The sequence below is a fragment of the Leucobacter triazinivorans genome (assembly GCF_004208635.1).
Taxonomy (GTDB): Bacteria; Actinomycetota; Actinomycetes; order Actinomycetales; family Microbacteriaceae; genus Leucobacter; species Leucobacter triazinivorans.
On the sequence record NZ_CP035806.1, the window covers coordinates 961,348 to 976,769 of the forward strand.

Sequence of the window (15,422 nt, forward strand, 5' to 3'; positions counted from 1 at the left end):
CCGCGACGGCCGGTGGGTGCGGCCGCGGATCCGGTCCACGATCTGATGGTGTTCGTGCGCGCCCGCAGCGCCGCCACCGGGGCGGTCCTGGCGAGCGGACCCGGATTGGTCCCTGAAGCCGTGCGAACGGGGCCGAGGCCCGGTACGAACCAGATCAGTGTAGCGTGCCGCATATGCGCGAGGTCTGCGCACGGCCGCGGACGCACGCGATCGACGGACCGACACGCAGCACGGGCCGGCCGCGACTCACGCGACCGGCCCGTGCGAGCGGCGCACCGGTCAGCCGACGCCCTCGAGCATCTCGGTGTGGGTGTTGCCGACGTTCTGCAGCACGTCCGGCCGCTTGGCCCGGATCCACCAGAACCGCGAGAACGCAATCAGCATGGTCGCGATGAAGAGGTAGGGGATCACGTTGAGCGGGAAGGCCGGAACGGGCCACACGTTGGCGAAGAAGACGTACGCCATCGCGACGACCGCGACCAGGGCGCAGATGCGCACCAGGGTGCTCGGCATCCCCATTCGGCGGGTGTAGACGACACCGGCGATCGCCACGAGCGCGTAGGCCACCATGTAGCCGTAGGTGCCGTAGGTGTCGACCCAGACCACGATGTCCATCGGGTGCGTGCCGAGCAGCAGCAGGATGATGTCGAGCACGATCGCCGCGGGACCCGCGATGAGCAGGACCCGGTGGGGGGTGAGGTGGGTCTCGTGGGTGCGGCCGAAGCGCTCGGGGGCGATCCCCTCCTTGCCCATCACGTAGATGATGCGCCCGACCACGTTGAGCGGGGCGACGACGACCGCGAAGAACGATGCGGCCACGCCGAACACGAGGATCGGGGCGAACCAGACCGGCATGCCGATGCGGTCGTTGATGGCCTGCAGCGGGCTGGCCACCTCGCCCAGCTCATCGCCGAGCACGGCGATCTGCGTGTAGGCGGCGAAGACGTACAGCACGCCCACCACGACGGCGCTCCACATGATTGCGCGAGGGATCGCGGTGTGCGGGTTGCGTGCCTCGCGCCCGAGGGCGTCGGCCGACGAGAACCCGACGAAGCCGAGGATGCCGAGCACCATGCCCGCGGCGACGCCCTGGAACGGGACGCCCTCGAACGAGAACTGCGAGGGATCCCACGCGTCCGGACCGAGCCAGACGAGTGCGGCGACGAGCAGCACGACGATGATGAACACCGACACCAGCTCGAGCACCAGGGAGACGCGTGCCGAGACGCGGATCCCGCGGATGGTGAAGAAGGTGGCGAGGCCGCCGATGACCACCGTGAGCACGATCAGCCAGACCGTACCCGTGGCCGGGATCCCGAACAGCTGCAAGAGGTCGGAGGCGTACGACACCGCGCCGCCGAGCGACCCCGCCGCGATGCCCCAGGAGCCGATCAGCAGTGCGACGCCGGCGGCGAAGGCGCCCGTAGGCCCGAGGCCCTTCGCGACATAGGTGTAGAGCGAGCCGGCCGATGCGTGTCTGCGGGCGAACACCGAGACGATGTAGCCGACGCAGAGGATCACGACCGTGGCGAGCCCGAAGGCCATCATGGTGCCGTTGCCGGCGCCGAGGAAGATGGCGGCGGCGGTGAAGGCGATGACCGCGCTCGGCGCGATGCTGGCGATGGCCTGGGCCGCGAGTTCGGGGCCCGACATCACCCCCTCGCGCAGGCCGGCGTCGACCTTCCGTTCCGTGGTCTGAGTCATGTTCTCTCCTTCGAGTGGAAGCGTGGTGGTGCGGTTACGGGATGAGCAGGGTGCGCAGCACGCCCCCGGCCTCGAGATCGTCGAGGGCCTCGGCCGCGTCGTCCAGCGGACGGCGGCCCGAGATGAGCGGATCGAGCTTCAGCTGGCCGTCCATGTACCGGTCCACGAGCGCGGGGATGTCGATCGAGGGACGCACCGATCCGTAGTTGGAGCCGAGGATGCGCTGATCCGCCTCGGCGAGCACCAGCGGCTCGAACGATGCCTTGGCCCCGGTCGGCGGCAGGCCGACGACGACAGCGGCGCCGCCGAGGCCGAGCATGCGGATCGACTGCTCGGTGGTGGCGGTGCGCCCGATCGCGTCGAAGGCGTAGTCGACCCCGTCGGGGATGAGCTCGAACAGCTGCTCGACGGCGTCGCGCTCGGAGGCGTCGATGCGATCCGTCGCGCCGAACTGCAGCGCCATGCGTGTCTTCTCGGGGACCACGTCGATCGCCACGATGCGCTCGGCGCCCGCGAGCTTGGCGCCCTGCACCACGTTCAGGCCGACACCGCCGCAGCCGATGACCGCGACCGTCGCGCCGGGCTCGACCGCGGCCGTGTTCAGCACGGCGCCCACGCCGGTCGCCACCGCGCAGCCCACCACGGCGATCACATCGAGCGGTGCGTCGTCGCGCACTTTGATGGCACCGGACGCGGGGACGACGACCTCCTCCGCGAACGAGGAGACGCCGAGGTAGTGGTGCAGCTCCTCGCCGTCGCGGCTGAGGCGCGACGTGCCGTCGAAGAGCACCCCCTGCGGCGCGACGACCGTGGCCACCTTCTGGCAGCGCGCCTCATGCCCCTGCAGGCAGTAGCGGCACTCGCCGCACGGCGGCACCCAGCTCAGCACCACGTGGTCGCCCACCGCGAGCGACGTGACCCCCGCTCCGAGCTCGACGACCACGCCGGAGCCCTCGTGCCCCATGATCATCGGAGCGGGCGCGACCCACTCCCCTCGCTTGACGTGCAGATCCGAGTGGCAGACGCCGGCGGCCGCGATCTTCACGCGCACCTCGCCGGCCTTCGGAGCCGCGAGATCGACCTCCGCAACCTCTACCCGCGTCCCCGGATCGCGAAACACCACGGCCTTCATGTGCACTCCCTCGTTGCTCGATTCGCATTGCCGTCGCCCCGTGCCCGACCGGCGCCGGAGAGTGGCGACTCAGGAGATGCTACGGACCCGCGGCCGCGCCTGTCACTGCGCCAGATGATGATTACGATTGAACAGCTTCACCACTTGGTACACTCGGCGCATGTCTCTCGACCTCGCCGCGATCGCCCGCGCGGTCGGCGGCACCTGCATCTCCCACCGGCTCTCCGAGCGCACTCCCGTCGACGGCGTCTCTCGCCTGCACGACTTCGTCGTCATCGGCAATCCCGCCTACGCGACGCTCGTCACGGGCGACCCCGAGGCGCTGCTCGAGGCGCTGGGCGCCGGCGCATCCGGCGGCCCGGTCGCCGCAGCCGCACCCGGATCGTCGGGACGGGGGTCGCCCCGCGACGCGCGTCGCACGGACCGCGCCCACGGCGATCCGGAGCTCACGGGTGCCGTCTACGTGGGCCCGAGCGACGAGCCCGAGCTGCGCGAGGCCCTCGCCCGCCACGGGATGACCGCGATTCTCGGCACCCGCCTCGGCGGTACCGCGCTGCACGCCACCCTGACGACGCTGATCGCCGACGACCGCGCCGCAGCCGACCGCCTGGTCACCGCGGGCATGAACGTACTGACCCAGGTCGCCCGGCGGGGCGGGGCGACCGCGGTGATCGCCGAGCTCGCCCACCGCATCGACGGCTGGGCGGTGCTGCTCGACGCGCAGGGCCAGCTGGTGGCGAGCGCCGGCGCCGGGCGGCTGCACATCTCGGACGCCGCGGCGCTCGCGCTCGGCCGCCCCGTCCGCGTGCGCCATGACGGGCTGCAGCTGCACCAGGTGGGATCGGATCGCGACCTGGCCGGGTATCTCGTCATCGCCACGCGATCGAGTCGCACCAGCCACTCGCGCGACCTGGCCTCGCTGGCGGCCGCGCTGTTCGATCTGCTGCTCCGCACCCACAATCCCTCGCTCACCGAGCACCTCGGGCGCGAAGCCCTGCTCGCGACCCTGCTCGCGGGCGGCAGCGGCGCCCGCGAGCTGCTGCGCCGCTGGGGCGTGCACGAGCCGAGCCTGACGGGCTTCGAGCTCGGGGCGAAGACCCGCACGATCGACCTCGAGCGCCTGCTGCGGCGCTGGTGCGACGAGCTCGGCGCCGAGCACGTCTTCGCCGAGGCGCACGACCGCGTGCGCGGTTTCGTGCGCGACGACCTGGCGGCAGAACTGGCCGCGCGCGTCGAGGCCTTCGCCCCGGTCGCGGGACGCAGCGTGCACCTGGGACTCGGGGCGCCGGCTCCGGTCGAGACCCTTTCGCGCAGCGCGGTGCAGGCGCGGCAGGCCCTCGGCACCGCGCTCGACGACGGGCAGCAGGTGGTCTCCTACGCCGCGCTCCCCACCGTCGACCTCGTGCTGTCGACGCTCGGCGACGCGTCCGGCAAAGAGCTCGCGACCGTGCTCGATCCCCTGCGCGACCCCTCAGGGGCGCACGGCGACCTCACCCGCACCCTGCGGGTCTACCTCTCCGAGCACGGCGCCCATCGCGCGAGCTCGGCTCGGCTCGGGATCCACCGCCAAACGCTCGTCAGCCGCATTCGACGCGTCGAGGACCTGACGGGCCTGTCCCTCGACCGCGCCGATGATCGTGCGGCCGCGTGGCTGGCGCTGCGGGCCGCCGGCTTCTGAGGACTCCTGCGCTGCCGACCGAGCGTGGCCTGCCGACCGCCCGCGGGAGAACGGCCCCGCGGGCGGCGCTGCCCGCTCGCCGGGATCAGCCGCAGACGCCGGGCTCGAGCTGAGCGGGGTCGGAGAGGATCCGCGGGTCGAGATCCGCCTCGATCCGCACCGATCCGGTGCTCGACAGCACGATGCCGGTCAGCACCACGCCCGCCGGAATGCGGTCGCGCACGCAGACGGTCTGCGGCTGCAGGATCGGATCGAGCAGCGAGCCCGTGGCCTGCGAGAGCTGCTCGGCGCTGAGCTCGAGGCCCGCGGCCTCGACCCCGCGCGGCTCGATCTCGACATCTCCCCCGTGCACGTCGAGAGCGATCCGGGCCGTGATGGTCAGCTGCTGACCGAACGCCTCCACCGTTCGCCCGACCGCGAGCTCGTCGCCGCGCACCTCGCCCGTCTGCGCGACGCCGGAGGTGAGCAGGGCGATGACCGGGCCGAGCTGATCCTTCGGCACCGTCAGCGAGGCGGTGCCGCCGCTGATCTCGCCCGTCTGGGGGTCGAACGGGGAGAAGTCGGCGTGCACCCTCGCGTCGAGCACGACGCCCTCGATGAGCGGTGCGTTCGGGATCTCGACGCTCACATCGCCGATGCCGCCGCGCAGGGCGTGCAGCAGCGCCGATCCGCCGAGACTCACGTCGACCGGATGATCCTCCGTGAGGTGCAGCTCGTCGCGCACGATGCCGCCGATCACCCCCGGGATGATCAGCCGCAGCGCGAACTCGGCCGCGCCCGCGAGCAGCGCGATGCCGAGCAGCACCGCCAGCAGGCGGCGCCACCGGCGCGTCGTACGGACCGCCACGCGGCCCCTACAGTCGCTCGGGGGCCGAGACCCCCAGCAGGTCGAGGCCGTTGCGCAGCACCTGACCCGCGGCGTCGTTGAGCCACAGGCGCGTGCGGTGCAGATCGCCGATCTGCTCGCCGGCCAGAGGCAGCACCCGGCAGTTGTCGTACCAGCGGTGGTACGCCGCGGCCAGCTCCTCGAGGAATCGCGCGATGCGGTGCGGCTCGCGCAGCTCGGCGGCCCCCGCGACGATCCCCGGGTACTGCTGCAGCTTGCCCAGCAGCTCGGTCTCGGTCTCGTGGGTGAGCAGCTCGGGGGCGAAGGCGCTGCGGTCCAGACCGGCGTCCGCGGCGTTGCGGTCCACCGCGCAGGTGCGCGCGTGCGCGTACTGCACGTAGAAGACCGGGTTGTCGTTGGACCGGCTGCGCAGCTTCTCGCCGTCGAGCGCGAGCGGCGAGTCGGCCGGGTAGCGGGCCAGCCAGTAGCGGAGCGCGTCCGAGCCCAGCCACTCGAGCAGGTCGTCGAGCTCGACGATGTTGCCCGCGCGCTTCGAGAGCCGCGCGCCGTCGAGGTTAACGAGCTGGCCGATCAGCACGGTGATGTCGGTCTCCGTGTCGTCGCCCGCGGCCCCCGCGATCGCGGTCAGACGGCCGATGTAGCCGTGATGATCGGCGCCCAGCAGGTAGATCTTCTCGCCGAAGCCGCGATCCTTCTTCGAGAGGTAGTAGGCGGCGTCTGCGGCGAAGTAGGTGTAGACGCCGTTGCCGCGCGTGAATACGCGATCCTTGTCGTCGCCGAAGTCGGTGGTGCGCACCCAGATCGCGCCGTCCTCCTCGAAGACGTGTCCCTGCTCCCGCAGACGATCCACAGCGGCCGCGATGGGGCTCGGGGCCCCGCCGTCGCCGGCGGCGTGCAGGCTGCGCTCCGAGAAGAAGACGTCGAAGTGCACGTTGAAGCGCTCGAGCGAGTCCTTGATCTCGGCGAGCTGCAGCTGGTAGCCGAGCTCCTGGGCCTGTTCGAGCGCCGCCTCGCGATCGGTCCCGGCCAGCTCGGCGAGGTCGGGGAGCTGTTCGCGCACGCGGCGGCCGAGCGCCTGGATGTACTCGCCGGGATAGGCGTCCTCGGGCGCGTCCTCGCCGAGTGCGGCGGCGAGGACCGAGCGCCCGAACTTGTTCATCTGCGCGCCCGCGTCGTTGATGTAGTACTCGCTCGTCACCTCGGCGCCGGCGGCGCGCAGCACGCGGGCCGTGGAGTCTCCGAGCGCGGCCCAGCGGGTGTGCCCCATGTGCAGCGGGCCCGTGGGATTGGCGCTCACGAACTCGAGGTTGATCCGCTGGCCGGCGAGCGCGTCGCCCCTCCCGTAGGCCTCCCCCTGCTCCACGACGCGGCGCGCGGTCTCGCCTGCGCTGGCCGCGTCGAGGGTGAGATTGATGAAGCCCGGGCCCGCGATCTCGGCCTGGGCGACGCCGTCGATCGCGGCGGCCCGCTCTGCGATCTCCTGCGCCAGCTCGCGCGGGTTCGTGCCGAGGCGCTTCGCGAACTTCATCGCCGCGTTCGACGACCAGTCGCCGTGCTCCCGGTTCTTGGGTCGCTCCAGCTGCGTGTCCTGCTCGGTGATCGCGATGTCGGCGCCGCGCTCGGCGACGAGTTCGGTCAGGATACGGGCGAGGGCGCTGGCGAGTTCTTGAGGCGTCACGAGGACCCAGTCTACTCGCGCTCGACGGCGCCCCTCGCCGCCCCCTCGGGGCGGGATCGCACCACGGGGGCGCCGCGGCTCGTCGGCGGGGCGCGGGTGCTCGATCCCCGCGCCGCTGTCGCAGTAGTGTGGGTCTCGCCGGGCCATCCCCCGCGCACCTCGAGGGAGAGGACCGCGATGAGACCGCTGCGATACTCGATCAACGTGACGCTCGACGGATGCTGCCATCACGAGGCAGGCATCGCCCCCGACGAGGAGTCGATGGCCTACTGGACCGCGCAGATGCGGCGGGCCGACGCACTGCTGTTCGGACGGGCGACCTACGAGATGATGGCCTCGGCCTGGCGGCGGCCGGCCTCCGGCGCGTGGCCGGATCGGATGGAGACGTGGGAGACGCCGTTCGCCGACGCGATCGACCGCGCGCGGAAGCACGTGGTGTCGCGCACGCTGAGCGACCCGGACTGGAATGCCGAGCCGATCCGGGGAGACCTGGAGACGGCGGTGCGGCGGTTGAAGCGGCAACCGGGCGAGGGCCTCTGGGTCGGTGGCGTGACGTTGCCGCTGGCGCTGGCCGACCTGGGACTGATCGACGAGTACGAGTTCCTGGTGCAGCCGGTCCTCGCGGGGCACGGACCGACCCTGCTGGCCGGTCTGCACCGGCGCATCCGCCTCGAACTCGTGGGCCGGAGGGAGTTCAGGTCCGGCGCGATGCTGCTGCGCTACCGCCCCGTCGACGCAGTGACCGGTTGACGGCCCTCCGGCCGGCCTCGCCGGATCCGCCGTGCGCCTCGGCGCATGCGCAGAGGCCCCCACCGCCGACGCGGTGGGGGCCTCTGCGTGTTGTCCGTGCCCCCGGAGGGATTCGAACCCCCGACCTACGGTACCGGAAACCGGCGCTCTATCCCCTGAGCTACGGAGGCGAGCACGTCGACAACAGCGACTAGCCTAGCGCACATTCGGAGTCGCATCGCGCAGCACCGCACCTCGAGTAGGCTCGAACCGTCCCCGAGCCGCCGAACCCGGAGTGTGACCATGCCGCTGGACCTGCTTCCCGCCGCCGATGCGCCCGAGCTGCTCGCCGCCCCGGTGCGCAACGCGGTCGCGGAGCTCGATCCGCAGCTCTCGGCGAGCATCAGGGTGGCCGGGATCGATGCGGCTCTGGCGGACACCGCAGCATTCTGCGCGGCCTACGGCGTGGATCCCGCAGCCTCGGCGAACTGCATCGTCGTGGCGGGCCGCCGCGGCGAGGAGATCACCTACGCCGCGTGCGTGGTCCTCGCCACCACGCGGGCCGACGTCAACAAGACCGTGCGCAAGCTGCTCGGTGCGCGCAAGGCGAGCTTTGCTCCGATGGATGAGGCGGTCGCGCTCACCGGCATGGAGTACGGCGGCATCACCCCGCTCGGCCTGCCCGCGGCCTGGCGCGTGCTCGTCGACTCGCGCGTGCGGGAAGTGCCCGAGGCGGTCATCGGTGCCGGGATCCGGGCGGCGAAGATCGCACTGCCCGGGGAGACCCTGTGCGCACTCCCCGGCGTCGAGGTGATCGACGGGCTCGCCGCGGAGCTCTGATCCGCGCGCGGCCCGCCTCATCGGCGCGCGCCGCCGCCGGGGACACGGCTAGGCGAGTGAGAGGAAGAGCTTTTCCAGCTCCTCGGGCTGCGGGTTGCCCTCCGCCTCGGGGTCCGTCAGGCACTCCTTGAGCGCCGTCGAGATGACGAGAAACCCGGCGCGGTCGAGTGCCTTCGACACCGCGGCGAGCTGCTGCACCACGTCGCGGCAGTGCGCCTCGCCTTCCACGGCGTCGATCACCGCCGCGAGCTGGCCCTGAGCGCGCTTCAGGCGGTTGACCACCTTCCGCTTCGCCTCGGGATCGTGCGCCGCGACGGCGAGGTCGGCTGCTCCCTCGGTCATGTCGTCGCCCCTTCCTCGGCCGAGCCGCTGGTTCCGGATACTCCTGGGAGTATGATACTCCCACCTGACGCGCGGGGCCAGCGAAGCCAGCGGGGCGCGGCGGGGCCAGCGGGGCCAGCGAAGCCAGCGGGGCCAGCGGGGCCAGCGGAGCGCGGCGGAGCCCCGCGGCTCAGCGGTCGTCGAGCGCCTTTCCGCGGCGATCGACGAGACCCCAGGCGGCAGCCGCGGCGACGATGAAGAACACCGAGAACACCGCGAAGGTGAGTCCGGCTCCCCCGGCGGTCAGCAGCACCGGCACCACGAGCGGCGCCACGATCGACGCGATGCGCCCGACCCCGGCCGCCCACCCGGCCCCCGTGGCCCGCAACGAAGTCGGATAGATCTCGGGAGTCACCGCGTACAGGGCGCCCCATGCGCCGAGATTGAAGAACGACAGCGCCATCCCGGCGCCGATGATCGCGGCTTCGGCGTGCACGGTGCCGAACACGATCGCAGAAACCGCGGATCCGGCCAGGAACACCGAGAGGGTGAGGCGCCGGCCCCACACCTCGATCAGCCAGGCCGCCACGGCGTAGCCCGGAAGCTGCGCGAGCGTGATGATGAGCGTGAAGCCGAAGGAGCGCACGAGGCTGAACCCGGCCTCGACGAGAATGCTCGGGATCCAGATGAACGCGCCGTAGTACGCGAAATTGACGCAGAACCACACGACCCAGATCGAGACCGTGCGCCCGCGGAACTCGCCCGACCAGAGTGCGGCGAGGCGCCCGCCGGCCGAGGAGGCGAACCCGGCCCGACCCGCGGCGTCGGGCCGGGTCGCCGGGGTGCGCGCGGGGGTGCGCGCGGCGTCGCCCGTCGGTTCTGCGGCAACCGGGCCGCGGGCCGACCGCTCGAACTCGGCGACGATGCGCGCGGCCTCGGCGCCGCGCCCCCGGCTCACGAGCCACCGCGGCGACTCGGGCAGGCCCCAACGCACCACGAGCGCATAGACGGCGGGGACGGCGCCGAGCGCGAAGGCCCAGCGCCAGCCGTTCTCGTCGACCGGCACGACGAAGTAGCCGATCACCGCCGCCGCGGTCCACCCCACGGCCCAGAACGCCTCGAGGATCACGATCAGGCGGCCGCGGATGCGGGCCGGCGCGAACTCGCTGACGTAGGTCGAAGCGACGGGCAGCTCGGCCCCGAGACCGAGACCGACGAAGAAGCGCAGCACGAGCAGCAGGGCCACGCCGCCCACGAGGGCGCTCGCTCCCGTCGCGATCCCGTAGACCAGCAGGGTGAGCGCGAACACCTGGCGGCGCCCGAAGCGGTCGGCCAGCAGGCCGCCGAGGCTCGCGCCCACCGCCATGCCCGCGAAGCCGATCGACGCGATGAGGCCGCTCTCGGCCCGGCCGATGCCCCAGTGCTGCGTGAGCGCCGCGATGATGAAGGAGATGAGTCCGACGTCCATGGCGTCGAGGGCCCAGCCGATCCCCGATCCGGTGAGCACGCGACCGTGCTTGCGCGTGAAGGGCAGGGCATCGAGGCGCTGGGAGAGCGAGTTCTGGCTCGCCGGTGTTCCGCTCATGGAATCATCGTAGAGCCCTGCGGGTGCGCCCCTCGTGGATCCGGATCTCGCGGCGCGGCTAGATCTCGGCCCCGTTGTCTGCGGCGTACTGCTCGGCGCTCAGGAGCGGGCCCTCCTCGGAGACCGCCACGCGGAACAGCCAGCCTTCGCCGTAGGGATCGGAGTTGATGAGCGCGGGATCCCCCACCGCGGCCTCGTTGACCGCGACGACCTCGCCGGCGACGGGCGAGAAGAGCTCCGAGACCGACTTCGTCGACTCGACCTCCCCCACGACCTGTCCGACGGCGATGCTCGCTCCGACCTCGGGCAGATCGACGTAGACGATCTCTCCGAGGGCGTCGGCGGCGACCTCGCTGATACCGATCGTCGCGGGAGTGCCGCCGTCGATCCACTCGTGCTCGGCGGAGTAGCGCAGTCCGGTCTGTACCTTGCTCATGATGTGTATTCCTTGTCTGGAGGTGTCATCCTGCGCGAAGTCGCAGGATCTCGGTTCTTCTGGGTGAGGGTTTCGCCGGTCGAGCGAGCACCGGCGAGCCGAACCCGAGGAGCCGAAGGTGTCGACTCGTCGCTTCGCTCCTCGCTCAGCCGGCGCGGGCTCGCTCAACCCGTGGCGGGTCGGCGGTAGAACGGCAGGGGCACGACCTCGAAGGGCTCCGGCCTGCCGCGCAGGTCGACCTCCAGCCGGGTGCCGATCTCCGCATGCTCGGGCGAGACGTAGGCGAGCGCGACGGGGTACCCCAGCGTGGGGCTGGGCTGACCGCTCGTGATGCGGCCGACCACCTCGCCGCCCGAGAGCACCGAGTAGCCGGCCCGGCCCGCACGCCGACCGGAGCCCCTGAGGCCGACGAGGCGCATGCCGGGACCCGCCTCTCGGCGGGCCTCCAGCGCATCGCGCCCCGCGAAGCGCTCCTCCTTCGCGAACGAGACGACCGGGCCCAGGCCCGCCTCGAAGGGCGTGACTTCGCGGCTCAGCTCGTTGCCGTAGAGCGGCATTCCCGCCTCGAGGCGCAGCGAGTCGCGCGACGCGAGGCCTGCCGGGATCAGCCCGTGGGGCGCCCCCGCCGCGAGCAGCAGCCTCCAGAGCTCGGCGGCGCGGTCGTTCGGAACGAACAGCTCGAAGCCGTCCTCGCCGGTGTAGCCGGTGCGGGCGAGCAGCACGTCGATGGGCGCGCCGGCTGCGATGCCGGATCCCGTGTCAGCTCCGGATCCCCTATCGGGCATGGATCCGGTGTCGGGCCCTGATGCGGTCGCCGATCCGGATCCGCCGATCGATGCCGCGGCCCACGCGTAGTACCGCAGGCCGGTCACGGCCTCGTGCTGCCGCTCGTCGAGCAGGTCGAGCAGGATGCGCTCGGCGGCGGGCCCCTGCACCGCCACGAGGCTCGTCTCGGCCGAGGCATTGGAGACCTCCGCGTGGAAGCCCTCGGCACGTTCCGCGAGCAGCCCCGCGACCGTCTCGGCGTTGCCCGCGTTCGGCACCACCAGGTAGCGGGTGTCGGTGATGCGGTACACGATGAGGTCGTCGACGATCCCGCCGCCCGCGTCGCAGATGAGCGAGTACTTGGCCCGCCCCACCGCGACCGCCGCGAGGTTGCCCACGAGGGCCGTGTTGAGGAAGGCCGCGGCGTCGGGGCCGCTCACCCAGACCTCGCCCATGTGGGAGAGATCGAAGAGGCCGGCGGCCTCGCGCACCGCCCGGTGCTCGGCCAGCTCGGAGCCGTACTTCAGCGGCATGTCCCAGCCGCCGAAGTCGGTGAACGAGGCGCCGAGCGCGGTGTGCTCCTCGTGCAGCGCGGTGCGCTTGGGGTCAGTCATCATGTCTCGTTTCTCGTCTGCAACTCAGCTACGCAGCTGCGCGGCTCTCTCCGGGTCATTCTGCGCGAGCCTGCGAGTCGCAGAATCCAGCTCATGAGATCCTGCGTACTTCGACTCGCTCCGCTCGCGCAGCATGACGGGCCTCTCTCCTTCGTCGCGCAGCATGACCATCACCCCTCGAACGCCTCGGGGGCCGGGCAGGAGCAGACCAGGTTGCGGTCGCCGTGCGCGCCGTCGATCCGGCCCACCGGCGGGAAGTATTTGTCGACGCGCAGGGAGGGGACGGGGAACGCGGCCTGCTCGACGGGGTACGGCCGATCCCAGTCGCTCGACACGACGGCGGCGGCCGTGTGGGGCGCGCGGCGCAGCGGAGACTCCAGGAGCGGGAAGTCGCCTGCGGCGACCTGGTCGATCTCGCGGCGGATCGCGATCATCGCCTCGATGAATCGCTCGAGCTCGCCGAGATCCTCCGACTCGGTCGGCTCGACCATCAGTGTGCCGGCCACGGGGAACGCGAGGGTCGGCGCGTGGAAGCCGAAGTCGATGAGGCGCTTGGCCACGTCCTCGGCGGTGACGCCCGTCTTCGCGGTGAGCTCGCGCAGGTCGAGGATGCACTCGTGCGCCACGAGACCGCTCTCGCCCGTGAACAGCACCGGGAAGTGATCCCGCAGCCGGGAGGCGATGTAGTTGGCGCCCAGCAGCGCGTGCCGGGTGGCCCGGGTGAGCCCGTCGGCGCCGAGCATCGCGATGTACGCCCACGAGATCGGCAGCACGCCCGCCGAGCCGAAGAGCGTCGCGACCACGGGGATCCCGTCGCGCACCGCGACCGTGTCTCCGGTGCCGCTGCTCGCGGCGACGGCACTGCCGGTCGGGTCGCCCGGCAGATGCGGCAGCAGGTGCTCGGCGACCGCCACCGGGCCGACACCGGGGCCGCCGCCCCCGTGCGGGATCGCGAAGGTCTTGTGCAGGTTGAGGTGCGACACATCGCCGCCGAACTCGCCCGGCTTCGCGAGCCCGACGAGCGCGTTCATGTTCGCGCCGTCGATGTACACCTGCCCTCCGGCCGCGTGGACCCGATCGCACACCTCACGCACGTCGACGTCGTAGAGGCCGTAGGTGGACGGGTAGGTGATCATGATGGCGGCGAGCGCGTCTCGGTGCTCGGCGATCTTCGCATCCAGGTCGTCGAGGTCGATCGCGCCGGCGTCGGTGTTCTTCACGACCACCACGCGCATGCCCGCGAGCACCGCCGAGGCAGCGTTGGTGCCGTGCGCCGAGGCCGGAATGAGGCAGACGTCGCGCTGCGCGTCGCCGTTCCCCCGGTGGTAGCCGCGGATGGCGAGCAGGCCCGCGTACTCTCCCTGCGATCCCGCGTTCGGCTGCAGCGAGATGCCGGCGTACCCGGTGATCTCGACGAGGCGGCCCTCGAGGTCGGCGATGAGCTCGCGCCAGCCCGCGGTCTGGTGTTCGGGCGCGTAGGGGTGGATCCCGGCGAACTCGGGCCAGGAGATCGCCTCCATCTCGGCCGTCGAGTTGAGCTTCATGGTGCAGGATCCGAGCGGGATCATAGTGCGGTCGAGCGCGAGATCGCGGCCCGAGAGGCGGCGCAGGTAGCGCAGCATCTGGGTCTCGGAGCGCACCGAGTGGAAGATCGGGTGGGTGAGGTAGTCGCTCTCCCGCACGAGTCCCGGGGCGAAGCCGTAGTCGCCCTCCGCGACCGTCTCGGCGACCGACGCCCCGAAGACGCCGGCGACGGTCGCGATGATCTCGGCCGTCGTGGTCTCGTCGGTGGAGACGCCGACGGTGTCGGCGTCGATGCGGCGCAGGTTGATGCCGGCCGCCTCGGCGTCGGCGATGACCCGCTCGGCACGGCCCGGCACCCTCGCGACGACGGTGTCGAAGAACTCGCTGCGCGCGAGCTCGATGCCGGCCGCGGTCAGCGCCGCGGCGAGGGTGCGCGCGTGCGCGTGCGTGCGCTCGGCGATCGCTTTCAGCCCCTCCGGGCCGTGGTAGACGGCGTACATCGAGGCGGTGATCGCGAGCAGCGCCTGAGCGGTGCAGATGTTGCTCGTGGCCTTCTCACGGCGGATGTGCTGCTCGCGGGTCTGCAGGGCGAGGCGGTAGGCGGGGGTGCCCGCGTCGTCCTTCGAGACGCCCACGAGGCGGCCGGGCATGGAGCGCTCGAGGCCGGCGCGGATCGCCATGTAGGCGGCGTGCGGGCCGCCGAAGAAGAGGGGCACCCCGAAGCGCTGGGTGTTGCCCACGGCGATGTCGGCGCCCTGCTCGCCGGGAGGGGTGATGAGCGTGAGCGCGAGCAGATCGGCGACGACCGTGACCATCGCCCCGCGCTCCTTCGCCGCGGCGATGATGGCGGTGTGGTCGACGACCGCCCCGTCATCGCCCGGCTGCTGCAGCACGATGCCCGACATGTCGCCCTCGGGCAGCCCCCGCGAGAGATCCGCGACCTCGACCTCGAAGCCGAGCGCCTCGGCGCGGCCGCGGATCACCGCGATCGTCTGCGGGAACAGGTTCGCGTCGACGACGGTCTTCGCCGATCCCTGGGCCCGATTGGCGCGGCGCATGAGCAGCACGGCCTCTGCCGCGGCCGACGACTCGTCGAGCAGCGACGCATTGGCGATGGGCAGCGCGGTGAGGTCGGAGACCATCGTCTGGAAGTTCAGCAGCGCCTCGAGCCGGCCCTGCGAGATCTCGGGCTGGTAGGGCGTGTAGGCGGTGTACCAGGCGGGGTTCTCGAGCACCTTGCGCAGCACGATCGGCGGGGTGATCGTCCCGGAGAAGCCCTGGCCGATCATCTGCGTCTTCAGCACGTTGCGGTCCGCCATCTCCCGCAGTCGCGCGAGCGCTCCCTGCTCGGAGAGCGGAGCCGGGAGGTCGAGCGGCCGGTCGACGCGGATGTCGGCCGGGACCGCGGCATCGACGAGCGCCTCGACGCTGGGGAATCCGAGCTGCGCCAGCATCCGCTCGATATCGGCGCTCGCGGTCACCCCGATGTGTCGGTCGGCGAAGTCGGCTGCGTAGGGGGCAATGCTCACGAGGATCTCCATCTGGTGAACGCGCGGGAGCGCGTAGTGA

At 71.9% G+C, this 15,422-nt stretch carries 12 protein-coding genes and 1 tRNA gene; 3 read left to right on the forward strand and 10 right to left on the reverse strand.

The window, feature by feature from the left end:
• Positions 1-279: 279 nt before the first annotated feature.
• Both EVS81_RS04460 and EVS81_RS04465 read right to left on the reverse strand, forming a co-directional pair.
• Entirely contained in the window at positions 280-1,704 is a 1,425-nt protein-coding gene (locus EVS81_RS04460) for an APC family permease (protein ID WP_130109315.1), read from the reverse strand.
• Positions 1,705-1,738: 34 nt separating this feature from the next.
• A complete protein-coding gene (locus tag EVS81_RS04465; protein WP_130109316.1) occupies positions 1,739-2,836 on the reverse strand; it encodes an alcohol dehydrogenase catalytic domain-containing protein in 1,098 nt (365 codons plus the stop codon).
• A 160-nt stretch (positions 2,837-2,996) separates the two neighbouring features.
• Here EVS81_RS04465 and EVS81_RS04470 point away from each other — a divergent pair, with 160 nt between their 5' ends.
• Positions 2,997-4,514 carry a PucR family transcriptional regulator gene (locus EVS81_RS04470; protein WP_130109317.1) on the forward strand — a complete coding sequence of 506 codons (1,518 nt, stop codon included), beginning with the start codon at positions 2,997-2,999 and terminating at the stop codon, positions 4,512-4,514.
• An 85-nt stretch (positions 4,515-4,599) separates the two neighbouring features.
• On the opposite strand, the gene EVS81_RS04475 is transcribed toward EVS81_RS04470, so the two are convergent.
• Complete coding sequence (locus EVS81_RS04475; protein ID WP_130109318.1) at positions 4,600-5,361, reverse strand: LmeA family phospholipid-binding protein; 762 nt, start codon at positions 5,359-5,361, stop codon at positions 4,600-4,602.
• A gap of 7 nt (positions 5,362-5,368) precedes the next feature.
• Positions 5,369-7,039 (reverse strand): arginine--tRNA ligase, encoded by a 1,671-nt coding sequence (argS, locus tag EVS81_RS04480; protein WP_165384184.1) that lies wholly within the window; start codon positions 7,037-7,039, stop codon positions 5,369-5,371.
• A 177-nt stretch (positions 7,040-7,216) separates the two neighbouring features.
• Here argS and EVS81_RS04485 point away from each other — a divergent pair, with 177 nt between their 5' ends.
• Positions 7,217-7,789, forward strand: coding sequence for a dihydrofolate reductase family protein (locus tag EVS81_RS04485; RefSeq protein ID WP_130109320.1), 573 nt, complete (start codon positions 7,217-7,219; stop codon positions 7,787-7,789).
• A gap of 97 nt (positions 7,790-7,886) precedes the next feature.
• Here EVS81_RS04485 and EVS81_RS04490 read toward each other — a convergent pair.
• Positions 7,887-7,959, reverse strand: a tRNA-Arg gene (locus EVS81_RS04490).
• Positions 7,960-8,071: 112 nt separating this feature from the next.
• Here EVS81_RS04490 and EVS81_RS04495 point away from each other — a divergent pair.
• Positions 8,072-8,608, forward strand: coding sequence for a YbaK/EbsC family protein (locus EVS81_RS04495; RefSeq protein WP_130111286.1), 537 nt, complete (start codon positions 8,072-8,074; stop codon positions 8,606-8,608).
• Positions 8,609-8,656: 48 nt separating this feature from the next.
• Here the strand turns inward: EVS81_RS04495 and EVS81_RS04500 are convergent, their stop codons facing one another.
• From EVS81_RS04500 to gcvP, 5 genes are all read right to left on the reverse strand, one after another.
• Positions 8,657-8,950, reverse strand: a complete 294-nt coding sequence (locus EVS81_RS04500) for a metal-sensitive transcriptional regulator (RefSeq protein ID WP_130109321.1) — start codon at positions 8,948-8,950, stop codon at positions 8,657-8,659.
• A 169-nt stretch (positions 8,951-9,119) separates the two neighbouring features.
• Entirely contained in the window at positions 9,120-10,514 is a 1,395-nt protein-coding gene (locus EVS81_RS04505) for an MFS transporter (protein WP_130109322.1), read from the reverse strand.
• Positions 10,515-10,572: 58 nt separating this feature from the next.
• Positions 10,573-10,950, reverse strand: coding sequence for a glycine cleavage system protein GcvH (gcvH, locus tag EVS81_RS04510; RefSeq protein WP_130109323.1), 378 nt, complete (start codon positions 10,948-10,950; stop codon positions 10,573-10,575).
• A gap of 164 nt (positions 10,951-11,114) precedes the next feature.
• Positions 11,115-12,329 carry a glycine cleavage system aminomethyltransferase GcvT gene (locus EVS81_RS04515; RefSeq protein WP_130109324.1) on the reverse strand — a complete coding sequence of 405 codons (1,215 nt, stop codon included), beginning with the start codon at positions 12,327-12,329 and terminating at the stop codon, positions 11,115-11,117.
• A gap of 170 nt (positions 12,330-12,499) precedes the next feature.
• The gene (gcvP, locus tag EVS81_RS04520) at positions 12,500-15,394 is read right to left on the reverse strand and encodes an aminomethyl-transferring glycine dehydrogenase (protein ID WP_205879385.1); all 2,895 of its coding nucleotides are present in this window, start codon (positions 15,392-15,394) and stop codon (positions 12,500-12,502) included.
• Between the last annotated feature and the right edge of the window lie 28 nt (positions 15,395-15,422).